This window comes from Streptococcus mitis bv. 2 str. SK95, assembly GCF_000222705.1.
Lineage (GTDB): Bacteria > Bacillota > Bacilli > Lactobacillales > Streptococcaceae > Streptococcus > Streptococcus mitis_AY.
Genome location: NZ_AFUB01000040.1, coordinates 1 through 22,639 on the forward strand (window position 1 = coordinate 1; position 22,639 = coordinate 22,639).

Annotated in this window: 29 protein-coding genes; 5 read left to right on the forward strand and 24 right to left on the reverse strand. The window is 36.5% G+C overall.

All coding sequences use genetic code 11. The annotated features are described in order from the left end of the window. Positions 1 to 120: 120 nt before the first annotated feature. The 3 genes from HMPREF9965_RS08020 (at position 121) to HMPREF9965_RS08030 (ending at position 2,749) form a co-directional block, all read left to right on the forward strand. Entirely contained in the window at positions 121 to 930 is an 810-nt protein-coding gene (locus HMPREF9965_RS08020; protein ID WP_000593588.1) for a Cof-type HAD-IIB family hydrolase, read from the forward strand. 144 nt (positions 931 to 1,074) lie between these two features. Continuing rightward, entirely contained in the window at positions 1,075 to 1,983 is a 909-nt protein-coding gene (locus HMPREF9965_RS08025) for an ATP-binding cassette domain-containing protein (RefSeq protein WP_000859683.1), read from the forward strand. A 10-nt stretch (positions 1,984 to 1,993) separates the two neighbouring features. After that, complete coding sequence (locus HMPREF9965_RS08030) at positions 1,994 to 2,749, forward strand: ABC transporter permease (RefSeq protein WP_000581976.1); 756 nt, start codon at positions 1,994 to 1,996, stop codon at positions 2,747 to 2,749. 40 nt (positions 2,750 to 2,789) lie between these two features. On the opposite strand, the gene HMPREF9965_RS08035 is transcribed toward HMPREF9965_RS08030, so the two are convergent. From HMPREF9965_RS08035 to HMPREF9965_RS08055, 5 genes are all read right to left on the reverse strand, one after another. Continuing rightward, a complete protein-coding gene (locus HMPREF9965_RS08035) occupies positions 2,790 to 3,668 on the reverse strand; it encodes a sensor histidine kinase (RefSeq protein ID WP_000639368.1) in 879 nt (292 codons plus the stop codon). Beyond that, entirely contained in the window at positions 3,668 to 4,366 is a 699-nt protein-coding gene (locus HMPREF9965_RS08040) for a response regulator transcription factor (RefSeq protein WP_004243652.1), read from the reverse strand. The genes HMPREF9965_RS08035 and HMPREF9965_RS08040 overlap by 1 nt, the downstream gene beginning before the upstream one ends. Positions 4,367 to 4,472: 106 nt before the next feature. Beyond that, positions 4,473 to 5,210: a TraX family protein gene (locus tag HMPREF9965_RS08045; protein WP_000759200.1), complete on the reverse strand. Its 738-nt coding sequence runs from the start codon at positions 5,208 to 5,210 to the stop codon at positions 4,473 to 4,475. A gap of 139 nt (positions 5,211 to 5,349) precedes the next feature. Then, positions 5,350 to 5,661, reverse strand: a complete 312-nt coding sequence (locus HMPREF9965_RS08050; protein ID WP_000420575.1) for a hypothetical protein — start codon at positions 5,659 to 5,661, stop codon at positions 5,350 to 5,352. A 106-nt stretch (positions 5,662 to 5,767) separates the two neighbouring features. Beyond that, positions 5,768 to 6,787: a hypothetical protein gene (locus HMPREF9965_RS08055; RefSeq protein ID WP_000532711.1), complete on the reverse strand. Its 1,020-nt coding sequence runs from the start codon at positions 6,785 to 6,787 to the stop codon at positions 5,768 to 5,770. A 235-nt stretch (positions 6,788 to 7,022) separates the two neighbouring features. Between HMPREF9965_RS08055 and HMPREF9965_RS13195 the strand changes: the two genes are divergently transcribed. Then, positions 7,023 to 7,208: a hypothetical protein gene (locus HMPREF9965_RS13195; RefSeq protein WP_004243676.1), complete on the forward strand. Its 186-nt coding sequence runs from the start codon at positions 7,023 to 7,025 to the stop codon at positions 7,206 to 7,208. Positions 7,209 to 7,366: 158 nt separating this feature from the next. Here the strand turns inward: HMPREF9965_RS13195 and HMPREF9965_RS08060 are convergent, their stop codons facing one another. The 8 genes from HMPREF9965_RS08060 to HMPREF9965_RS08085 form a co-directional block, all read right to left on the reverse strand. Further along, positions 7,367 to 7,822: a hypothetical protein gene (locus HMPREF9965_RS08060; RefSeq protein WP_255264847.1), complete on the reverse strand. Its 456-nt coding sequence runs from the start codon at positions 7,820 to 7,822 to the stop codon at positions 7,367 to 7,369. Between the two features lie 48 nt (positions 7,823 to 7,870). Continuing rightward, positions 7,871 to 8,431: a hypothetical protein gene (locus tag HMPREF9965_RS08065; RefSeq protein WP_000681267.1), complete on the reverse strand. Its 561-nt coding sequence runs from the start codon at positions 8,429 to 8,431 to the stop codon at positions 7,871 to 7,873. 28 nt (positions 8,432 to 8,459) lie between these two features. Next, complete coding sequence (locus tag HMPREF9965_RS08070) at positions 8,460 to 8,912, reverse strand: hypothetical protein (protein ID WP_000429177.1); 453 nt, start codon at positions 8,910 to 8,912, stop codon at positions 8,460 to 8,462. A gap of 55 nt (positions 8,913 to 8,967) precedes the next feature. Then, positions 8,968 to 9,819: a CbrC family protein gene (locus HMPREF9965_RS08075; RefSeq protein ID WP_000666420.1), complete on the reverse strand. Its 852-nt coding sequence runs from the start codon at positions 9,817 to 9,819 to the stop codon at positions 8,968 to 8,970. Positions 9,820 to 9,856: 37 nt separating this feature from the next. Next, on the reverse strand, positions 9,857 to 10,243 hold the full coding sequence (locus tag HMPREF9965_RS0102475; RefSeq protein WP_001240148.1) for a hypothetical protein: 387 nt from the start codon (positions 10,241 to 10,243) through the stop codon (positions 9,857 to 9,859). 274 nt (positions 10,244 to 10,517) lie between these two features. After that, positions 10,518 to 11,027: a HEAT repeat domain-containing protein gene (locus tag HMPREF9965_RS08080; RefSeq protein ID WP_255264848.1), complete on the reverse strand. Its 510-nt coding sequence runs from the start codon at positions 11,025 to 11,027 to the stop codon at positions 10,518 to 10,520. Next, complete coding sequence (locus HMPREF9965_RS13360; RefSeq protein WP_004243670.1) at positions 10,991 to 11,245, reverse strand: hypothetical protein; 255 nt, start codon at positions 11,243 to 11,245, stop codon at positions 10,991 to 10,993. Before HMPREF9965_RS13360 ends, HMPREF9965_RS08080 begins: the two co-directional genes overlap by 37 nt. 48 nt (positions 11,246 to 11,293) lie before the next feature. Continuing rightward, entirely contained in the window at positions 11,294 to 11,788 is a 495-nt protein-coding gene (locus HMPREF9965_RS08085) for a YfbM family protein (RefSeq protein ID WP_000525334.1), read from the reverse strand. 168 nt (positions 11,789 to 11,956) lie between these two features. Between HMPREF9965_RS08085 and HMPREF9965_RS08090 the strand changes: the two genes are divergently transcribed. Further along, complete coding sequence (locus tag HMPREF9965_RS08090; protein WP_000505400.1) at positions 11,957 to 12,979, forward strand: hypothetical protein; 1,023 nt, start codon at positions 11,957 to 11,959, stop codon at positions 12,977 to 12,979. An 8-nt stretch (positions 12,980 to 12,987) separates the two neighbouring features. On the opposite strand, the gene HMPREF9965_RS08095 is transcribed toward HMPREF9965_RS08090, so the two are convergent. The 11 genes from HMPREF9965_RS08095 to HMPREF9965_RS08145 form a co-directional block, all read right to left on the reverse strand. After that, positions 12,988 to 14,142: a hypothetical protein gene (locus HMPREF9965_RS08095; protein ID WP_000765207.1), complete on the reverse strand. Its 1,155-nt coding sequence runs from the start codon at positions 14,140 to 14,142 to the stop codon at positions 12,988 to 12,990. Between the two features lie 277 nt (positions 14,143 to 14,419). Further along, a complete protein-coding gene (locus HMPREF9965_RS08100) occupies positions 14,420 to 14,746 on the reverse strand; it encodes a hypothetical protein (protein WP_000339853.1) in 327 nt (108 codons plus the stop codon). A gap of 69 nt (positions 14,747 to 14,815) precedes the next feature. Then, on the reverse strand, positions 14,816 to 15,370 hold the full coding sequence (locus HMPREF9965_RS08105) for a DUF6892 domain-containing protein (protein WP_000490738.1): 555 nt from the start codon (positions 15,368 to 15,370) through the stop codon (positions 14,816 to 14,818). 12 nt (positions 15,371 to 15,382) lie between these two features. Continuing rightward, complete coding sequence (locus HMPREF9965_RS08110; RefSeq protein WP_001016253.1) at positions 15,383 to 15,769, reverse strand: hypothetical protein; 387 nt, start codon at positions 15,767 to 15,769, stop codon at positions 15,383 to 15,385. A gap of 90 nt (positions 15,770 to 15,859) precedes the next feature. After that, on the reverse strand, positions 15,860 to 16,246 hold the full coding sequence (locus HMPREF9965_RS08115; RefSeq protein WP_000870676.1) for a hypothetical protein: 387 nt from the start codon (positions 16,244 to 16,246) through the stop codon (positions 15,860 to 15,862). After that, positions 16,233 to 16,682, reverse strand: a complete 450-nt coding sequence (locus HMPREF9965_RS08120) for a hypothetical protein (RefSeq protein WP_001146431.1) — start codon at positions 16,680 to 16,682, stop codon at positions 16,233 to 16,235. Before HMPREF9965_RS08120 ends, HMPREF9965_RS08115 begins: the two co-directional genes overlap by 14 nt. Positions 16,683 to 16,776: 94 nt before the next feature. Then, positions 16,777 to 18,519 (reverse strand): glycoside hydrolase family 13 protein, encoded by a 1,743-nt coding sequence (locus HMPREF9965_RS08125; RefSeq protein ID WP_000423954.1) that lies wholly within the window; start codon positions 18,517 to 18,519, stop codon positions 16,777 to 16,779. Positions 18,520 to 18,696: 177 nt separating this feature from the next. Continuing rightward, entirely contained in the window at positions 18,697 to 19,188 is a 492-nt protein-coding gene (locus HMPREF9965_RS08130; protein ID WP_001086588.1) for a hypothetical protein, read from the reverse strand. Positions 19,189 to 19,251: 63 nt separating this feature from the next. Further along, the gene (locus tag HMPREF9965_RS08135) at positions 19,252 to 20,133 is read right to left on the reverse strand and encodes a diacylglycerol/lipid kinase family protein (protein WP_000710088.1); all 882 of its coding nucleotides are present in this window, start codon (positions 20,131 to 20,133) and stop codon (positions 19,252 to 19,254) included. 122 nt (positions 20,134 to 20,255) lie between these two features. After that, positions 20,256 to 20,882 (reverse strand): SAP domain-containing protein, encoded by a 627-nt coding sequence (locus HMPREF9965_RS08140; RefSeq protein ID WP_000573120.1) that lies wholly within the window; start codon positions 20,880 to 20,882, stop codon positions 20,256 to 20,258. Between the two features lie 318 nt (positions 20,883 to 21,200). After that, positions 21,201 to 22,637 (reverse strand): 5-methylcytosine restriction system specificity protein McrC, encoded by a 1,437-nt coding sequence (locus HMPREF9965_RS08145; protein ID WP_001140991.1) that lies wholly within the window; start codon positions 22,635 to 22,637, stop codon positions 21,201 to 21,203. Positions 22,638 to 22,639 lie beyond the last annotated feature (2 nt).

The window sequence follows — 22,639 nt, forward strand, 5'->3', positions numbered from 1 at the left end:
ATATTATAAGATAATTTATTTTATTTTTCAAGAAAAGGGAGCTTGAATGTTACAATTCTGTCAGACATTTTATAGTCTATATGCTATAATAAAAGCAAAACACCTAGAAAAGGAAGTCTTATGATTAAACTACTAGCCTTGGATATGGACGGAACCCTCCTTAATGAAGCCAAGGAAATCCCGCAAGCCCACATCACTGCCATTCACCAAGCCATTGAAAAAGGTGTCAAACTGGTTCTCTGTACAGGTCGACCGCTTTTTGGTGTCCTCCCCTACTATAAAAAACTAGGTCTTGACCTCCAGAACGAGTATGTCATTGTTAATAACGGTTGTTCAACACACCAGACCAGTGACTGGGGTCTAGTTGACTGGCAAGAACTTAGTCCAGCTGACATCGAATACCTCTATGACCTAGCAGAAAAAAGCGACGTCCAGTTGACTCTTTTTGATGAAGAACATTATTTTGTCCTCGGTGGTAAGCCTAATCAAATCGTTCAAAATGATGCCAAACTTGTTTTTTCAGACCTGACTGAAATTTCACTTGAAGAAGCCACCAGTGGTAAGTATCGTATGTTCCAAGGCATGTTTTTGGGAACAAAAGACCAAACAGACGATTTTGAGCAGCGGTTTGCTGAGGAGCTCTGCCAACGATTTAGCGGAGTTCGTTCGCAACCTGTCATTTATGAAGCTATGCCACTTGGAACGACAAAGGCTACTGCTCTTTCACGACTAGCTGAGATTTTGAAGATTGAGCCATCAGAAATCATGGCCATGGGTGATGCCAATAACGATATCGAAATGCTCCAGTTTGCAGGACTTGGCATTGCTATGGGAAATGCCAGCGATTATGTCAAATCCCTTGCTAACGACGTCACAGCCAGCAACGAAGAAGACGGCGTCGCGCGTGCGATTGAGAAGTATATTTTATAGAGAAAATTCCCAGTTAAATCCTTAACTGGGTTTTTGACATTTTAAAAATCAGAAAACTTTAGAAACTCTTTAGAATTACTTGAGCTTTCTTTGATTTCTATACCTTATACTAAAGTTAGAAAAATAAATCAAAAGGAGAAAATCATGAAAACAGTACTCGAAATTCATGGACTGACCAAACAATTCGGCCAACAAGCTATTCTTCAAGATCTTAGTCTAACCATAAAAGAGGGGGATATTTATGGTCTAATTGGAAAAAACGGAGCAGGAAAAACTACTCTTATCAAAATCATTACACAATTATTGTTTGCGGACAAAGGTACAGTTTCCCTCTTTTCTAGTCAAGAACAAAATGAGTGGACCAAGGCTTTATCTCGAGTGGGTTCTGTTATCGAATCACCTGTAGCCCATAATCACTTAACAGCATACCAGAATCTGAAATATTATTGTATGATACGTCATATTCCAAATGCTGATAAGGTGATTCATGAGACCTTGGACTATGTTGGGTTGTCAGATACGGGAAAAAAAGTCTTTCGTGATTTCTCACTAGGAATGAAACAAAGACTTGGTATCGCCATTGCCCTCCTATCCAAACCTGATTTCCTGATTCTTGATGAACCCATTAACGGTCTGGATCCTATTGGAATCAAAGAATTTCGCCTAATGATCCAGCGGCTCAATCAAGAGAAAGGAATAACTATCCTCATCTCTAGCCATATCTTGTCAGAACTCTATCTCCTAGCTAATCGTTTTGGTATCTTAGATCAAGGAAAGATTATCCGTGAAATCAGCAAAGCTGAATTTGAAACACTAAGTGAAGATTATATCGTACTTAGAACAAGCGACAAAGAAAGAGCTTGTCAGGTATTGAAAGAACAAATCCAGCTCCAGTTTAAGGTTGTAAACCCTGAAAATGAAATCCATATCTTTGGTAATGAACAAGATGTCAAACAGATTCTTAAACAACTAACTTTGGCCGATGTTGCTATTGATGAGATTTACTTTGCCCGTCAAAACCTAGAAGAATACTTCACCCAATTGGTAGAATAGGAGAAAAATCATGATACACACCATTCAAGCAGATTTTTACCGTCTTTTCCGCTCCAAAGGATTCTGGATTACAGAATTCATTCTCTTTGTACTTATGTTAATGGGTGCTACTATCGGAGCTACAGGACATCTAATGTCAGTAAATACTACACCTGAAACAGAATTTCCGACCAAAGGTTGGGACGGCGTCCAAGCTCTTATCAACGCATCTAGCAATAGTTCAAACCTCGTTTTTCTCTGCATCATCCTGGCATGCCTCGTTCTTGGAGTTGATCTAATCGGCAAACTATATAAAAATAGTTTGACAGTTGGCGTTTCTCGTACCGAGTTTTTCCTTGCCAAAGGCTTTGTACTTGCTAGTATCGCTTTCTTACAACTTATTGTTAGCCTTGTTATTGCCTTTATTCCAGCAACTCTACTAAACGGACTTGGTACGATGCCTGATGGCTTTATCGGCAATCTACTTGTAACCATTTTCCTTCAATTTCTCTGCCTTCTCGCTTGGCTTTCAATTGTTTCCTTCATACTCTATGTTAGTCATTCTTATCTTGCGGTATTTATTGGTTATTTGGTCAGCTCTATCTTACTTTCTATGCCAATGCTTGTTTTCCCAGACATTGAAATTCTACGATATTTAATCCTAGATTTTGCCTATGCTATGACTAGTAATAGTCAATCTATTCTCTATACCATCACGGTTTGCGTTTCTGTCATACTTTTCTTCTCTCTCAGCAGCCTTACCGTTTTCAAGAAGAAAAGTCTATAAAAAATGACCTCCTCTAGACTACTGAGGAGGTTTCTTTTCGTTAAAAATAAATAAATACTGAAAACCATTCGCCATCAGCAACTAGCTTCATTTCCGCTCCAAGAAGATGAACTAATTCCTCAGTAATATAGAGACCTAAACCAGAGGATTCTTCGGTATCTGACATATTTTCAGAATAAAAACGATTGCTGAGATTGTCTATATTCTTGATAGGCTTTTTGACTAGATTATCAATTTCCAAAACAAGCCTATTTTCTTCCTTTTTCAAGGAAAGTCGAGCCTTCTCCTTGCCGTGCTTGAGAACATTTCCAAGGAGGTTTTGTATAATTCGATCAAGCAAATCCTCATCAGTCGTCGTTTTCAATCCTGGTTCAACGTTAAAATCAAGAACAATCTGTGAAGATTGAAAAACGTCGTAATAAGTTAAAGTCTTCTTCGTTATAAAAGTTGATAAATCAAGTTCTTCCAGTTTCGGTTTGACTGCTCCTTCCATCAAATGACGATATTCGAGGAGAGCCTCCAAACGTTTGGAAACCAAATCAAGATGATGGGCTATTTTGTTTAAGGTTTCTGGACTATTATCGGGATGTTTTATTAGTTGCTGAGTATATCCTGAAGCGATTGTCAAAGGTGTCCGAATATCATGAGCGATGTTACTGATTGCCATATCTAGGGTGTGTTTTTCACGCTTCATGATTAGCTGATTTTGCTCCACTTCTTGAAATAGATTCTCAATTTGGTTATGTAGACGCAAAATGGTCTTTGAAAAGAAATTTACCCCGATCCTCTTCATGCTACCAGAGCGAATCTTTTCTTCGATTTGTCTGCTTAAATCTCTAATTGCTATATGATAGCGAATCAAAGAAATCGCTAGAATGATGTTGATAAGGAGCAACAGAGATATCAAAATATAAATCATTACTTGTCTCCTTTTAATCGAACACCAACTCCCCAAATGGTTTCGATGTACTCATGATTTGGATCCAGTTGATGCAGTTTTTTACGGAGATTGCTTAGATGGGTGTTGAGCGTATTATCTCCAGGTAGGTAACTTTCTTCCCAAATCAATTCATAGAGTTCTTCCTTGGTGAAGATCTTTTTAGGATGCTGGAGCAACATTTGGAGAATCTGACACTCTTTCTTTGCAAGACGAATCGTTTCAGTTGCGCTACTTATTTCAAAACTATCCGCATCAAACTGGATATTTTTTAAGTTTTGTAGGAGGTTTTCAGTTTTTCTCTGGTTTTCTGACTGATATTCACCGCTTTGGCGTAACTGCACGGTGACTCTGGCAAAGACTTCGTTCAAATCAAAAGGTTTTACTATATAATCATTGGCACCGTCTAAGAGATATTGGCTGATAAGCTTTTTATCACTTAAAGCAGTGAGCATGATAACTGGGGTCTGACTAGTTTCTCGAATGGCTTGCAAGACTTGGTCGCCATTTTTCCCTGGAAGCATGATATCTAGCAGAACGAGATCAATGCCACCTTTATCAAATTGCATGATACCTTCCGTACCAGAAAAGGCTTGAATCACCTCGTGCTCCTCAGTGAGAAGTGTTCGCAAAATTTCTTGGATTTCATTATTATCTTCAATAACCAATATCTTAGCCATAAACATCGTCCTTTCTAAAACTATTATAACATGTTTTATTAGGATTTCCAGACACAGAAAAGCTCCTCTCACATTTTAAGTAAGAAGGAGCTAATGGAAATTGAATCTACTTAACCAAATAAGCAATCAAAGTTATGATCCATAGATGAGCTGGGTAGAAAATATAAAAGAAATACTTATTCCATATAGTTTGTTCACCACGTTCCCCATTATACAAGGCCATAAAAGGAAAGACAGTGATAAAGAGCCAGTCAGAATTGTAAAGCATCATTTCCAGTGTTTGGTACCAAGAGTCATAGATTTGGATGGAAGTCACTAACAGAAAGGCCCAAAGGAGAGTATAGAGAAGATTTCGCACTCCCTTACGATTTCGACAAGAGTAACTAATCAAGAGAAATGGTAACATGGTGATGCCGCCCTCAGTAAAAAGACAACCGAAAATCAAGAGAACCGCAACTCCAATCCGACGCCACAACTTCTCCTTTTCATCCAACTCTTTTCTGGGAAAACCAAGCCAAAGCATGGTGACACCGATGGCCAAAGTCAAGAAAATATTGTTATTAACCATTACTCCCTTAGAGGCGAATAGGGCATTGAGCAGGCTATTTCCTGCGAACATGATAAGAGCCCAACTCCAGAGACGGATGAGATAGTCTTTCAGATTTCGAGTATGGATAAAACCTTCCATAGCCATATAGGCAAACCAAACTCCCACACAACGGGTCATAGCATGAAAGATACCTTCCCATAAGGGAGGTACTAGCCCAGTGATATGGGGGATATGGTCTAAAACCATTATAGCTGCCATCAGGTACTTCAACTGCGTTGCATTCCATTTTTTCATAATAAACCTCTTTCATTTTGATCTACATAGAGTATAGCATACATTTCCACGCATAATCGTACACCCATCTTACATTTAAAAAGCCTATCTTACATTTTTGTAAGACAGGCTTATAGCAACTAATTTTTATAAAAGAATATTATTTAATTTTATGCTTATTCATTTTTTCTTGGAAAATGTCTGTAATGATTTGGCGCAATTCTTCTCGTTCCTTCTCAGGAATTTCACCACTTCTCTTGGCAACTGCATAGAGCTCTGGATGTTCGATGGAAATTCGCTTTATTGTCCGAGTTGTTGCGTGTTTTCTCACAAAAAATGGGATGCGTTTGATCCATTCCTGAGGTACTAGGGCAAGGATTTTCGCAGCAGTTTCCTTATCGCTAATTTCAGATGTTGTCAGTCCCTGCTTTATCATTTCCTGTTCTTTTTCAGTAAAATCTTTTAATTCCATGATTCTTCTCCTAGTTAGTAAATGACTCTATGATAGATTATATACTAATCTTGACCAAAGTACAAATAGAACCACGTCCAAAGACTATAGTAGTTTACCATTTCCTTCAATCGTCACGCGCTACTTCTCCAACTAGCTCAAAATCTATCATATGGTAGTTTTCATCCAAGCGAATTAAGGAAAAATACTCATTCCAAAACAGGTGGTCACTGGGACTTTTCCACTGGATACCATACCATAGTTGGGTCGAGTCTACAGGATGTGCAGGCGGAACTGACCATAATTTATCACCAAAGGTTGTTCGCATGGTTCCTTCTTCAATTCTAGTCAGTAAATCCACACCATCCAGCTTATAGGAGATAGCTTTTGATTTTGCTGCTTTGATACGATCTTCATCTAGTTTAAACTGGATAATTTTACAGTCCTCTAAGGCGGTTTCTTTTATTTCATCTCCGTATAAGGCAATACTTCCAAGGATTAAACCATCTTTGCCAAGAAGATAGGGAGCATACGACACAGCATTGCTATCTTGATGAAAACCTTTTTCGATAAAAATACTCTTATTAGCCTGGTATTTCTTGATTTTCCCCGAAGAAAGAGCCTCATCATAATCGTTACTAAAGCTGTCATTCTCCCTGATGTAGATGTCAAAACCTTCTTTTAGAAGGTCACTCACACTTGTTTGCGTTAGTGTGATCGGTTTGTCATCTATCATCAATTCTGGAGCTTTGGGTGGCAACCCTATCTGACCATAAGCTATCATAAGAAATAAAGCCACCATAAAAGAAACCACAAGTGCGATCATCGCTTTTCCCGTGCGTTTTCTAGCATTAAAAAGTGCCATAATCGGTGGTAGGATGACAATTTTTGCCAGGATAGCATTACCAGTTCCTCCCCTACTCATTATTTGGACTACAAAAACACCAGCAAGCGCAATCATCGACAAATAAACTAGAAGCTCGCCAAGCCCCATCTTGTCTGTACGAGTTTGTTCATTTACTGGCTCATCTAAGACAGATTTCCCATTCACTACCAGCCTTTTGAGGAAGAAATACATTCCGAGTCCAATCCCCAAAAATGCCAATGCAAGAAAAGCCAGCGAACTGATTACAACTATTCTACCCATCTCAATTTTCTCCTTAGTTTATACATTCAACCTTTAATTTCTTTTTCAAGGTTCTATTCGCAATCAGTAGCACAAGCAAAAGAAAGGGCGCTCCATTAAGAACAAATATGGGGAAAGCCTTGATAGCAATCCATAATATCGTCCCTTTTTTCTCAATCCAACTACTCCCCCAATCACCATTGATCAATGGAAATAGTGATTCTATGTAACCTTGATACCATAGAAAAAATGGATTTTGGGAGCAATTCGCATTCAGCCAGATAATTATCAAGCAAAACAGAATCAAGTAGACCAGACCGACAAATACACTAATCCGTCTGGTGGTTTTTGTCGCCTGCTGACAGATTCTTTCTTTAGTCTCTTGATTAATGCCTTCAAGACCACTATTCTTGCAAGCTTCCTTTTCAAATCTGTAGAGTAGATACCGATAGAGGTAATCCTTTCGCATATTGCCTTTCATATAAAACCTCGTCTAAAGCTTGGAGAACGAATTAAAAATCATTGTTTAGACTTCTAATCTCAAAGAATTGCAGTCTAGATAATTTGTGATCATTGGTGAAGGAAACATAGGGCTCTTGTTCAGAGCATATCGACATACCATGTTTTTTCATCGCCAAAACCATAGAATTTCTCATCAATCAACCATTTGCCATCTATCAACCTAAGCACAAACTTATGTTTCATTTCCAAAGCTTCCTCATAGTATAGTATGACTGTTGCCAGATCCCCTTTTCGCATGGTAAACTGAACGAAAAAATCCTCGCCCTTTAAATACGAATACTCACTTGGATGACCATAGGAATTTCTAGATCCTTTTGAGAAGCATTTTTCACTTACACAGCCATCCAGGAGAGCCAGATAGCGTTGATGGTATTCGTCCATCAGTTCCTTCCACTCGGGATGGATCTGATGTGAAGGTATCTTGAGTAGCCTTTTTTCAGCATCGAGTTCCTTGTTGCGTTCATAGATTTCTTCTTCCAAAAAGGTTAATTTCTGTAATAATTCCAATAAGGGAGGTAAAAGTTCATCTACCATTTTTTTGTATTTTTCAGGGGTGCTTTTTAACGTCAGTTCCATTATTTTCTAACCTCGATATTCATGTGTCAGTTCTGCCAATTCACTATCAGACAAAGTCCCATCAGTATAGAGTTTTTTCAACAACTTATCATCAAATTCAAAAGAATAATATTCTGTCACAAATTCTTGAAATCGTTCGAACGTGTCAAAGATGTAGGCCAATAGCCAGGCTCCGTCATTATGATTCTCAATATTATTTTGATGAATGGCACCATCATACCAGATACAAAATGTCGTTTCTTCCCTTTCCTTCAAAGTTAAAAGATTTAGCCATTTTTCGTCAATACCTTCATAAATTCTGTCGCTAATGTCCTGATTCCATTGGTCAGCTGCCAACTGATTGAGACTGCTTTCATGATCAAATCCCTTTATCAAGATGACATCTTCTGTAAAAATCACATCCAAAGAATCCCCAGCACCGTTATCAATGCTGTATCGGTTAGTAAGGTCCGTTTCTTTCTTTCGTATCAATCTCAGATAATCTTTGGATGGATCTGTTAAATAATCATCCAAAACATACAAGGCCTCAAGGCTTTTTTGCATATTGTCCCGGTCTAAGTGCTTCATATCTCACCTTTTCTACCCATCTTTTCCATTACTTGCTAAAATCGCATGATTTATATCGGGAAGAAACAAATCCTGAAATCGAAATCTGAGGGATATTCCATTCATTAGCTAGGTAAATGCTACATTCAATTTCATCTCCTTTAGGAGTCCTTGCAATAAATTCGTATCTTCCTAATTCTTCATTGTTTCTATTTCTTTCAATCCTTTCGAAATAGCTTTCTTTAAAAAACTTCTGAAACGCTTCCCAAATCAGCTCTGCCTCATCAATGGATAATTCGACTTTTAGACCATATCCCAATCCAACCTTACATCTCATCTTTCGACCCGTTTCATCAGCTTTGCAAGTTTTTACGCTTCCTTTATTATATACCCAATCCATACTGTCTAATTTATTGATTTTTCTGACCAACAAGTTTTTAAAATCGGTCATTTGTCCCAGAAAGTATTTGTTTGCAATTTCAAAAATCTCTAAATTCTCCAAAACACAATTCCTTTCTTATAACCTCGAAACCTTCTTGATTAGCTACTCTAATAACCTAATCTGCATCTACCCAGAGATGGTATTTCTTACAGTGAAGACATCTAAATAAATAGCCACAAAGGGAGCCATCTTTTACAAGATAATCTTCTACATCTGCAAACTCATCGCGCGCGTGGTATTCTGCTAATACTTCATCAGCAATATCCATTGCCTTCAACTCTCGAGTTCCTACCGTTCCCAAATAGGCACAGTAATCATCACAGCATGAGAGCCAATATTCTCCCTGCCAGCTTAGGTATCCTGGTGTTTGGTAGAAAAGCATATTGTTTTTCTCTTCATCTGGCTCTCCGGTCCATTCTGCTTCTTGAACAAATTCCGCATCGAATTTTCTCGCTGCTTCCCCATTTGCGATGCACATCGGACAGAGATAGTCGACATCATCGATACAGTAAGGCCGCATAGCATAATAAACACTCGATTTTTTACCGCAGCAAGGACAGATTTGTTCTTCTCCCTCCACAAAGGCATCTGTAGCCAGTGGATCAGGATGATAACGAAAATACGGTAAATCTTTCAAACATTCCTGTCTCTCTGCTTCTTCTACCACTGTTAGTGGACGTGGCAAAGCAAAAACATCCCCACGATTGTTACTCAACTCTTGTAAAGTGGCAAATTTCTTCAGTTGTTTTCGGTCTGCTTTATCAAAGATATTCGAAAACACTCTAAAAGCACTCTCCATCATACCAAGTTTTTGATAAAGATCCACCAGTACCTTCTTTGCTTCTATTTCCTCAATCTCAGAGAGTCTATCTGCAAATTGATAGAGAGCTAAAACACTTGATTTGTCACCATCTTGAAGATTGAAATCCTCTTTTAAACGTATCCATTCTGTCAGATATTCTTTCATTTTATCACCTTATTTTATACTTTTAATTTTAGACAAGTTAGTAAATTTCACAAATAACCTCTCTAGTAGCTTGAAACTGTTTATCGAATTTCACTAGCAGGTAAAGTGGCCCAGCCGGAGAGTCACCGGCATCATATCCTAGAGCAAATTCGCCATAAGAAGTGTTATTATCAAAGATTAGCTCAGTTAATTCCAGTTCTGAAATAGCTTCATCAGGCCAGTTATCTTGAATAACCTTTTGAGCTTTTTTATCTAGCTGCTCCAAGTCTCTGTAGAGCTTAGACATCAAATCACCCGATAACAAGAGTAGATCCTGTTCACAATAGCCTGTAAAATGAATATTTATGGTTTTATTAAGACATCGCCCTAAAAAATTGATCTCCGAATCATTATTTTCCCAGTTTCTTCCCTTCCATAATGCCAATAAATCTTTTTTATCTCATGCCATCCTCGATTAATATTGGATCTTGGAACCCTTTATATATAAAACACTTCTCGTCTTTCTTCTATTATACCACTTAAAAGACAAAAGCCTGTAGTTTCAGTGTACTGCAGGCTTACTATGTAGAAAGAAACAATGATGACAACAACATTCATACATTTCAGGTGCTGATATTGATAATATGTTTCTTTGTAGTTTTAGAGCTGCAGAAACTTATCTATCAAATAACTCTCGAATGTTTCTATATAATTGATCCCTAATGCTTACTTAGAAATCTAATAGCAGATTTTTTGGCCTTTTCTATTTTTTCAAGATCCATATTTTCTACTGCAGAAGATGGTATCCATCTCTTGCCAAATAATATTTGAACTGCTTCTATCATCAAACCACAAGCATAAGGATCTTTTTCTTCGGTAATAGCTTGAATAAAACTGGCCTTTGCTTCTTTTGATATGATTTCTACTTTTACTCTATGAAAGGACAGTTGCATGAGACTTGTCGCAGACCATGCACGACAAAGAGCATCTGCATCATCTAGCATTTGTCTTGTCAAAAGACCAATTTCTTTTTCTGTTCCTACCCAACCTAAAGCTATGACCACCTTTTGACGAAGAATAGTATTCTTTATATCTAAAAGTGAAATGAGAATAGGAATCAGTTGGTCACAAAGCGACCAATAAAAATCTCGATGCTTTGATTTAGAAAGGATTTCTGCTATAAGATACGCAGTCAATACACTTTGTTTTTCATCTTTAACTTCATCCAACTGTTCAAATAAAACTCTAATCCATCTCTTCCATGTTTATCAAAGCTACCTTCTAAATGCAGGTTTCTACCTTCATTCCAATCTTTGCAAATCAGTTCATAATGATATGCGATTTCTTGGGAACTACCCAAATTAGCTACAAATTTGATTCTTTTACCAGAAGGAAAGCTTTCATTTTCCAAGTCAAGATATGCTTTTTGTAAATCTTCTTTATCCATTTTTTGCCTCAAGCTGTTTTATTCTTTTAGAAACGTTTGATAAATCTTTTAACAAATAGTGACCATGACGTTACCATTGAGCTCTAAAATCTTCTTGTAAAAATCTTTCATTGCTTGGAAATACTCGCAAATTTCTTCTTTAATCTCTTCCTCTTCGTCATCATAATCCCAAATATCAGGATAAAGATCTGCATTTTTACAAGCTTGCATACTAAAATGCGCCATGGCTTCTTCCATATCAAAGTTTTCCAAAGCTGAACAAATCTCTGCTACTTTTGTTTTTTCTGTATAGGCAATATATTCCGCGACATTTTCAAGTGGCGTCACACCCAAAACAGCCACGCTCAAAGGATCATTTTCACTAGGATTTGAAGTGCCAACACCTGTAAGCACAAAATGAAGAACATCCCACATTTTATCTATATCAAGTAGAAGTTCTTCTTCCTCTACTATCTCAAATTGATCATCTTCTTCAGCATTAAAACTTTTCATTTGATGTAAATACTGATCATTGATATATCTATAATTAGCAATCATTCCCATTTGTTTTTCCTCCAAAATTTCTATGTTGAATGGCATTTTTATATAAGCTCAATTTCGCTCAGGTTTAGTTTTTGCCTGATTTATTGTATCCTCAGATGTTTTCCCTATAAAGTGTTATAATAAAGGTGTATCCAAAATGTGGATTATAGTTTAAAAAGGAGAATAGCGATGGGCTTTTTTATATTTGCTTTGACTTTTTATTTTATTTTTTTCCTATTCTTAGTCTGTACGATTTATCTCTATTTTAAACTGGCGAGTGCCGTTAGAGCCGGCGAAGAAGTTCCTAAGTGGATGTATCAGTTTGGGCAAGGTTTTCAAGGACGCTACCATATTGAATATGAAGATATCACTAATAGGGACGCTCTCAAGGAAGTAAACCTATTTATTTTCTATTTTGTTCTGGCTAATATCCTCACTTTAGTGGCGCTGTATGTTAAAATGGACAATTTTTCAGCAGCTCTTTATACTTGTTTAAAGGCTCAATTTGCCATTGTTGTAGCAAGTATGCTGTTTAGACAGTTTGTCAACTTGGTAATATTTATAGTAAGCCGTTCAAAGAAAGAACATGGTCCCTATTCATCAACCAATGCGGTTGTTGGTGCTATCTTTTTGACTACTTTCATCTTTACTTTTTGCATCTTCATTACTGGCTTCCCTGCTCAACCTTTTGGAATACAAATCAATAAGACCAGTGTGGTGGTCGGAGAAACAAGGGCTTCAGAACTACTGGACCAGGGGTTCAGCTTTACTGGAAAAAATCCTGAGAGCGAGATTGTGAACAAGCGCAATGACCACTTCTACTACGGAGAACTGCTTGAAATAGTCCGAGATGGTAAATCTTATGGCCTTATGAGCATTACACCAAAGTGGAAAGACTCTGATAAACTCGAGAACTGCGTGGTCACGTACTATGAAATCTCAGCAGACAGCCCGCAACTCTCCCAAGTTAACATCAATAACCAAGACCTCTCCAAACTCACAATCACTGATTTTAAAACGAAAAACTTAACAGATATCTTTTCACTAAAACCTGCTGACGCTAAAGAAGTGAAGCAGGACACCTACTTCAGTCTGAGGCTGCAAACTGCCGACTATGTACTATGGAACAGCTATCAATTTGTGGCGAATTTCAATAGTGATCAGTCCCCTAATCGATACGGAGTAAGAGCCCAGCATACAATCTGGGAGTGAGAAAATCCCTACTCCTGATAGGATAATGTAACGCTGTCTATCTCTTTGAAATAGATCTTCATCTTAAATAAAACCCTTATATTTTTATAGGGAACTCCGTCGCTCTCCTCTTCACTAGTGGAGGGCCTTTTTGTTCCAAGCATATCATATAAATCAGCAGTTAATTCTTTTCTTTTATCAAATTCAAAATAGACATCCCCAATATACATACTTGCCGGATCAGAGATGACAGCCTTCATCAACGTTCCCTCTAAAACAGAACATTCCTTATCACTTAGATTTTTGACCTGCACTGTAACTTTTGTATAATACTCCAGACTATTATCATTATAGTCTTTGGACAATATATAGTTTTCGCTATTTTCTCCAGGTTGCAACTTGATCTTTTGAAGTTCTTCTACTGTGGTAGATGATAATTCGAAATGCTTATATAAGCAATCATCGAGTGTGTCGCTTCCTAGTACAAAGGAGGTCGTGTTTACTACAAATACAAATCCCTTTGAATTCTCAGGATGTGTTCGTAGTTGGGGTTCCAATTCTTGACGAATTTCCTCAAAAGGTCTTATGTTTAATTTCCCATTTTCTGCATTGCAAACTTGTCGATAAATACCGGTATCGATTGACCCATCAAGATTCCTCCTCGAGCTCTTTAATCGAATACCACTGATATCCATTCGTACCCCGAAACAATCAGTTTCTACTAAAATAGGATACTTCAGGCTAGTATAGTTGATAAAGTCCAACATCTTGTCATAGGATTCTTTTAGTTGATCTAAATTTGTTACTTCTGTAGAATAGACAAAATTTACGGGATGCAGATAGGACAGGACATCATCACCTAGATTATGATCTTCTTTATACTCCGCAAGAGCTCTTGTGCAGAAGGTTTCTTCAAAATCAGAATGAATAAAAGGTGATCCCATTGCTAGCCAATCATGGGACACACTACAAGTAAAGGGAATATTTGGATAATCCTTCAATGTCACAAACCAATAATAGGGATGACTGGGATCTTCTTTCATCACATAAGTATTTTCTCCGTAGACGTTATTGAGATATCGAACCAGTCGCTCTTTGTCTTCTTTATGCGAGGTACAGGCACTTAGTAGAAGGGCGCCAACTATAATAATAAATAGACAGGAAATTTTTTTAAATAGTTTCATTTTTTCCTCTTCCTTGCTATCTAATCAATATTCTCTACGATAAAGGGACTTTTATAAGTTGAATTCTTTGACTTGCTTCCTTCTAATGATAGATAGTATGAGTGGATAATAAACTCTTCACTTCTTCAACACTAGTTTGACTATTTAAATTCGAGTAAGTTACACTAGATTGAGTAAACTCAGATTTGAATTGTATTTTTTCACACTTTTCTCTTGTAATTAACTGTAACTCACCGCACTCTAGCATCTGCAACCTCTGCGATATAAAATACTCTCATCAAATAAATTTGCTCAAATCGTCAAATGAATAATCTTTATAGATTTGATTTGATTTAAGTACAGAATCAGTTGTAACAGACAAGTTTTCCAGTAATGTTTCCGCATTTAGTCCTTCTGGTAAAGAAATCAATTCTCCAGCCATGTTTTCCTGTCTATGCGCAGTAAATAGAAACTCCCCTTTTTCCCAATCTATTGCAAAATCATTCATCACTTCAGATTTGGATATGTCTAACAATTCTTCCTGCTGTGCTATAAAGTTTTCATAGATAAATTCATAAAGTACTTCTTTATCTATTTTCACAACTCTAAGTGTGTTGGCATCCATTGATTTTCATACTCCTTTTAAACCGTGACCCAATTATTGTTTTAACATGAATTGATTTGATAACTAAAATTATAATAGATCCACTTCAATACCAGCCACATCGAAGATTTCTTTCACGCTATCAAAATTGCTGCTTAAAATAGTTGCTTCTTTCAAGTTTGGAAATTGTTGCAGTTCGGATAAACTGAGCTCATTTAATTCAAATGTTCCATCTTCTCCATCCCATTGCGGAATGATATTCATATAAATCTCATTTCCACCATCCATGTAAATTTCTTTGACCTCTTCAGCATATTTCTTAGGAATAGATAAGGCTTCAAAATACTCAAGAGCAGGTCTTATAACTTCCATGCTTTCAGTATCAATCTCTTCTTCACTGTATTGATCAGCAAAATCATAAATATCAAAAGATGATTTTAATACTTGTAAATCGTACATTAAGACCTGAATGACGGCCAATTTAAAGTTTAAATGATCAAAATGGAGGATTTGTTCAGAATCCATCTTTGTTCCATCATTTTCTAAATCAAGTTTCTTTTCAGAAACAGTCTGATTTTCTTTAGCCTTGTCATGTGACTCCTGATTGAACCACTTGTTTCTTTTTCGCTTAAAAAAACTAAACATGATTTCTCCTTACTAAGTTTCATCTAAATAAATTTTTACTTTGAGGTATTCCTTTTCTTTAGCATCGGCAAAGACCTCAGAGTTCCGAATATAGTCAAAGATATTCTCATCAAGATCTTCGTCCCAGATAGACTCGCTGAACTCTGCATTCTTACTGGTCGGCCTATAGAAAATAGCTAAATGGACTTGATAAAATTCTTCATCATCATTAGGAACTTGTCGAACCAAGGAGATTTGGAACAAGGGATCGTTTGATAACCTAGTAAATGTTCCCGTTTCAAACAAAATCATTTCCTCATCAAATGGTGTGCCACACATTTCTTCAAAGACATTCACCATATCTTCCAAATACATTTGGTCAGTGATCTTTTCTTTTAAAGATTGGACTAGATGGTTCATCGTTCTCTTCTTTCTAAGATTTTGCCTCTGGTATTTCCTTTATTATACTACATAAACAGAAAAAAGACTGGAACGAATGGTTGCCCATCATTACAGTCTTTCTTGTATAACAATTGGAAAGTTTTCTGAGATTACATCTAGCCCAAAATTAATACCAAGAATTTGAAAATGGTGAATCGGCTGAGGATAATGGTTTTTGATTTGATTCTTAAGGTTGCTATTAGTGACTTCCCACAAAACTCCATCAGGTATATGAGGCTGTTTTTCATCACTTTCAAACTTTTCTTCATAAGGATTCAAATTCCAACCTTCATCTATTGCTCTGCAAAACAATACTTTTCCAAAATCAAGATAATAAATATTCTTTTGATTTTTCAAACCATATAAAGAAACCTTGAGATGATTATCTCTGGATAGTTGACATCGCAATTCATACCAATCATATTCAATCTCATTATCAATCTTATCCCACTTCATTTTTCACCACCTCTTCTATCTGGATATCACCACTTTGCCCCTCATAGAGAATGATGTCAATAAGTAAATTATTAGTAAGAACCCGATAGTGCTCAAGTTCTTGTTTGTATAGTACTCCTCCTGCATTATGGACAATTTGTTCAATTAAAAAACTATTTTCAATTCTGTAGAGAGGATATTCAGCGCCTTTGCTTGGATTGACTGGAGTATCCCAAATTACCGAAGCTAAATTTCTATCAATAATTTGATAGAAATGACTAAAAGGAAAACGTACCCGTACTTGGCGTTTGTCTCCCGTTAATACAATTGTAGCTAGTTCAAAATCAGTGTTTTCACTAAATTTTGCTTCAGCTTGATAGCAATCTTTTTCAACATTACCCCAAGTTACCCGTCGCTCACTCCTTGTTTTGTCTCGAAGAATATTTTTATAAGGCATCTGTTTATTGCTCACTTTCTTAGTTTTAATATTTTTACAGAAACTTCAGCAAGGAAAAATTCTAAATAATGTTATATTAAACCATCGTATCATCCTAAAATACAACAAATCCTTTTGGCAAAATTACCAGTTGCTGCTCCAATTCTTGGTAATGACTTGCTAACGCTACAGCATCACTGTTTTCTACAAGATAGTTTTTAGTTGATTGGTTAAAAATTGCTCGGAGATTTTGCCCGTCATGATTCCATTCCAGAGATAGCACATCTGGCTTGATTTCTTTCAGGTTGTAGGTGCCATGTTGGATAATGTCTGAAACACTCTTGCGAAGCTGAATCAATTTCTTCATGAAATGAAGCATCTCATTGCTGTCGGAAACACGTTCCCAAGGCATAGCACGACGACAATCTGGGTCTGGCCCTCCGTCTAACTCTAACTCGGTTCCATAGTAGAAACACGGTGTTCCTCTTTGTAAAAAGAGGCAGGCTAGGGCAGACTTAACAAGTTGGCTATCTCCCTTGGCAGTAGTCAAAATACGCTCCGTATCATGCGAATCCAAGAGATTGAACATCACTTCCGAAATCTGCTGTCTATAGTACATAGACTGGCTATTGATTTCATCGATAAATTGATAAGGCTTCTTAACCCCACGCAAGAAATAATCCTTGATACTGTCAGAGAGAGGATAGTTCATGACTGCGTGAAATTCATCGCCATTTAGCCAAGGCTGAGAGGTGTGCCAGACTTCTCCAAGAATATAAAGATCAGGCTTTTTAGCCAAGACAGCCTTACGGAAATCTCTCCAAAATTGGTGGTCGACTTCATTCGCCACATCTAGGCGCCAAGCATCGATATCAAACTCTTCAATCCAGTAGGTCGCAACGCTCAACAAATAGTCTCTCACTTGAGGATTTGCCGTATTGAGCTTAGGCATATAGCTCTCAAAGGCAAAGGTATGGTAGGATAGTTCTCTTTTATTAACGAGATTTTCTTTAACGACTGGAAAGTCTTGAATATGGAACCAGTCTTTATAAATAGAATCTTCACCATGTTTGAGAATATCCTGCCACTGTGGAGCTTGGTCTCCGATATGGTTGAAAACAGCGTCCAGCATGATTTTCATGCCTCTCTGATGGGCTTGATCTACCAATTTACGGAAAGTTTCCTTGTCTCCAAAATGATGGTCAATTTCGAAATAGTCCGTCGTATTGTACTTGTGATTGCTTGGGGATTCAAAAATCGGACAGAGATAAAGACCTGTAATACCTAAGTCTTGCAAGTAATCCAGATGGTCAATAATCCCCTGTAAATCCCCACCAAAGAAATCGCTCGTCTTTGGTTTGATAGATGAATCCCAAGCTAGCGCCCCTTCTGGTGAAATCTCAGGATTGCCATTTGCAAAGCGTTCTGGGAAAATCTGGTACCATACCGTTTCAGCTACCCAGTCAGGAACATGGCAAGCATCAATCTCATGGATATAAGGAATTTTAAATCCGTTTCCTTCGTAATGAAGGTTTTCTAGTGTGTTTTCAACACATCCCTTATCACCATACAGAATTCTCTGACCTTGCTTATCTTTGAGTTCAAAGAGATACTGGAGTCGTGCATAGCCGACCGTAACCTCTACTTGCCAGTAATCAAACAAAGCATCGGAAGTTACTTTACTCATCTCCTTACTATCTTCATAACGGTCCTCTATAAAAATAAAAGGATCTCCATAATGCAAGTTGATACTTGCGATATCTCCTCTTTTCGTTCGAATGCGAATGTGCATTGTCTTATCTTTATAAAGATAAGCATACTCCGACTCTGGCCTGTGGTAAATGGCTGTTAATTCCATTGTTCTGTCTCCTAGTTTACTTTCATTCATCTTATTGCGCAAACGTTTTCATAATTGTGATTCTAGTATACTACTTTCGTATTTTATTTGCAAGGCTTGTCCGTAGTTTCAAGTGGTTTGTTTCTATAAATAAAAAAAGCAGCCAGTCATACAACTTACTACTTTTCATATGATAATTTACAAATGTCTTTCCAGCCACTCAATTTTTTTAAAATCCTTATTGTTATTGTGGTCATTTCGATAGGAATCTTGGGAAGAAGCCTTGTAAATACTTAAAAACTGTTCTAAACTTGGAACGCGAAAAGTGATGTTTTCGAGATGGATCAGCTCTATATCCGACTCCGAAACTCCTGCAAAATCAGGTAAAGAATCGATACTTCCGAATTCAACACTCAGACCATCTTTTTGGAATTCATGCTCATGAATATCTATTAAGGCGTAGCCTAAGTCTTTCATCACTTTCATTATCTTGTCCCAGTCATAAATTCTGAGATGATCAGGTGCTTCCCAACCTCTAGGGTCACCAGAGACATGAACGTCAATGTCAGATGGCTCCCAATTTTCTTTCGTTCTAAACTCTAATCCCAAAGACCCCATCAGTGTCGGTATAATTCCGACTTGGTTTAAATATGAACAAATTGTTCGAAATTCATCAAATAGAGAGTTCATTCCTCCTCCAATCGTTGATATAAAATTTGATTTCTCACTAAAAGATAAACTAGTTTTTACCTTCTACTCTTTCGGTTTTGAAAATACTTCTACTCGTTGAGCTAGGACTTTGATTTCTACAGGTAGGTTATCCGATTTATCGCCGTCAACATCTGACTCCAACTCACTATCTGAAGAGATCTTAATAGTACGCGCTCTGATATACTCAATATTATCATTGCCGACAACATCTCCTTTTAGTAAATCAGGAATGACGGATAATTTAGAGAATATAGAAGCATCTTTTAGAATTAAAATATTAGCGTAGCCATCCTTGTCTTCTTCAAAGATTTTCTTATCAGCGAAGTAATTTGTCAAGAGAACCAAAACATGACTAGCTTCACCATCATAATTTCCATTTTCTGTCTCAATCTTAATGTTAAAGACCTGATCTGTCATGACAGACTTCATGGTATTTACAGCGTAGGCTAAAATACCGAATTTTGTCTTGTCCTCAATCTCCACATTGTGAATCGCCTCAGGCAGAGAACCGATACTAAAAATATAACCAAAATAGTTATCATTTGCTTTACCGATATCAATCTTGTTGGTTAAATTAAAATCGAGTTCATCTATCGCGCCATCAATGTCTTGATTGATTTCCAAAAGTTTCGTAATGAGGTTACCCGTACCGCCTGGGATAATCCCTAACTTAGGAATGTAGTCTCTCTCAGCAATACCAGAAATGACTTCATTGACAGTCCCGTCTCCACCAAACACAACCACTGCATCGTACTGCTCACGTGAAGCCTCCTCAGCAAAGTATGTTGCATCCAGCGCTTTTTCGGTAATTTTTGTTTCCACATGCTCAAAATAATCTTTGGCTTTATTCTCCAGCTTTTCCTTATAATCCAAAGCCTTTTCCCCACCAGAGGTAGGGTTGATAATTAACATTGCTTTTTTCATTGATTTTCTCCTTACATATAATGCTATTATATAATGAAAACTCAGAAAAAAGAACTTTGACGTACTGGGCATTAATGTATAATAGCTAGTTTAAAATTCAGATTATCAAAAGCAAGTCACTTCTATTTAACTACCTCGCCATACTCTTTTATTTTATCAGCATATTCAGTCAAAAGTTTTTTTGAATAAATTTTTTCATTACTTGAATTTCTAACTTCTTTCCAAAGAATAGAAGCTACTTTTAGTTTATTCGAGTAGTTGGCACTATTTTCGTCTGCACAGAAATCCTTTAAAAACTGATTCCATTGACAAACCGAATGGTCATACTTGGCATAATCTGAATTTCCATAATAAACTTTTAGCATATCTTGAATTGTAAATCTCAAATCATGTTCTCTTTTGACTTTTCTCCAAGCAGTAGCCATATCAGCAGTAAATTTAAAGGGTGAAACATCAGTTAAAGTTGAGAAATATTCTCTAAAGTGTGCATTAAAGGAGAATCCGCATTCAAGTAAGGGCGTATCTAAAGCAACGACTTCTACTTGTTTCTTTTTCCTTTTTATTGATGATTTTTTAATCAAATTCCCCTTAAAGTAATGCTTAATAATATCATTAAGTTCCTGTTTTGTCCCTCTATATTCAAGCCCTAATGACTTGCATATCTGTGAAAGTTCATCTCGATACCAATAGTATTTATTGAACTCATCAAACGATGTGATTTTATCAAACTCAGGTCTGCTTTCTATCAATATTTTACCTCCTTAAAACCAATTTAGGCTGTCATCTCGAAATAATGGAGTTTGAATTTCCAAAAGTATATTTAAGTTTTTTCGTCTATGAATAGAGCTACATAGTTATGAATTCAGAGGAAGTTCTACCTTTTATTTATTCTTCTATTTTACGATTATGATATTCTTCATTTTGAACTAACCCAATTACACAATCTCTTTCCTCATCATTCCCTCTTTCTAATTTAAGATTCAATTATCTACATTAAGTTTGTAATGAACTAGCGTAATGGCTCTTCTCTCAGTTTCGGCGGTAACTTCATGCTTTTGGATTACCACTCATGATTCATCACCTATAAATAATTTTAATTCTTCAATGAAATATTCTTCATTTCCAATTATTGTTTCATCACCTGAGGGATCTTTAATAGTAAATACACCAAACTTTTGAACTAAGCCATCGATTCCATACATAAAATCTACATTTACTTTATTTTGAGGGATACGTTCCTTCGCTGGGTAAATCAAACCTGCCCCTCTGAACTTATCTCCATATTGCAAATGATAATAATAAGAATATCCATGAAGTTGTCTGATGTCTGCATTGTCAACATCACGTCCATTAAATTCCATGTTTTTAAATTTGGCATCTAATACTACAATTTCTCCAGTCAATCTATGACGTAATACAAAATCCGGATAATTATCTTTCGCATAAAATGTTTGCTCATAAAAATGCAATTCTTCTTGTGCATCGACTTCCCAATCATGAAGATGAATTTTCATCAAATTATATATATACATCTCCCACAAGAATGAGGCATCTACTAAATACCCACTTACGCTATTAGATTTGTTTGTATTACCATCATTAAGCTCTCTCAGATTTAATATGTACTGAGCGTATTGAAGTGGCTTCTTGTAATTTGCGTATAAACTATTTTTCAGAATCTTATCTTTTAAAATATTATTAACAGTATACTTTGATGGTCTTCGTCCAGAAAAACTTTCAGCCAAATAATTTCTTACACTCAAAATATCAGGTAGCACAGCTTGTTCAACACTACACTCTTTAATAGCACAATATAAAATATCGATAATATTTTGTGCATTTTCTCTTTCAGGATATCTGAAACTAATTTTTTTGTCTGATGATACTAAGTCATTAGTTATATAACGTTCAATATCAATATTCCCTCGGATGCTATAATCTCTGTCCTTTTTATACACATATTTTTTAGGGAGATTCGTTCCTGCAACTTTTCGAAGAGAGACTAAAAATAAATATTGAACAATAAGAGAATATACTCCACTGCTGTCACTACTTGTTTCGGATGTATCGATATCGACATAAATCCCACAACAAAAATTTATTATTCTTCGAAAAAACAAATCAGAGCATTGGGTTTTGATTTCTAATTTATCTTTTCCAACATTAACAATACCAGTATACAGACCCGCCATTATTGCGAAGTCATCACCATTTTGATTTATACGATAAATTAACTGTGGCTTTTCTTCTTTATCGATATCGCGTTTATGTGCATGATACTCAGAAAATGAAATTAATTTTAATCCATTTTCTTTATCAAACACTTCTGACGTCATTTCTTTTATTGCAATCTTTTTACAAGCATTATTAACTAAACGTTCTCTATCCTCATCACTTTTTGCTCCTTTTACTAATGACAGCCCTACAACAGTATCGTGAGCATATTTAAAACTCCCAATTAATTCCGTATTTACTTTGGTCACTATCTTTTCAACTTTTGCCATAG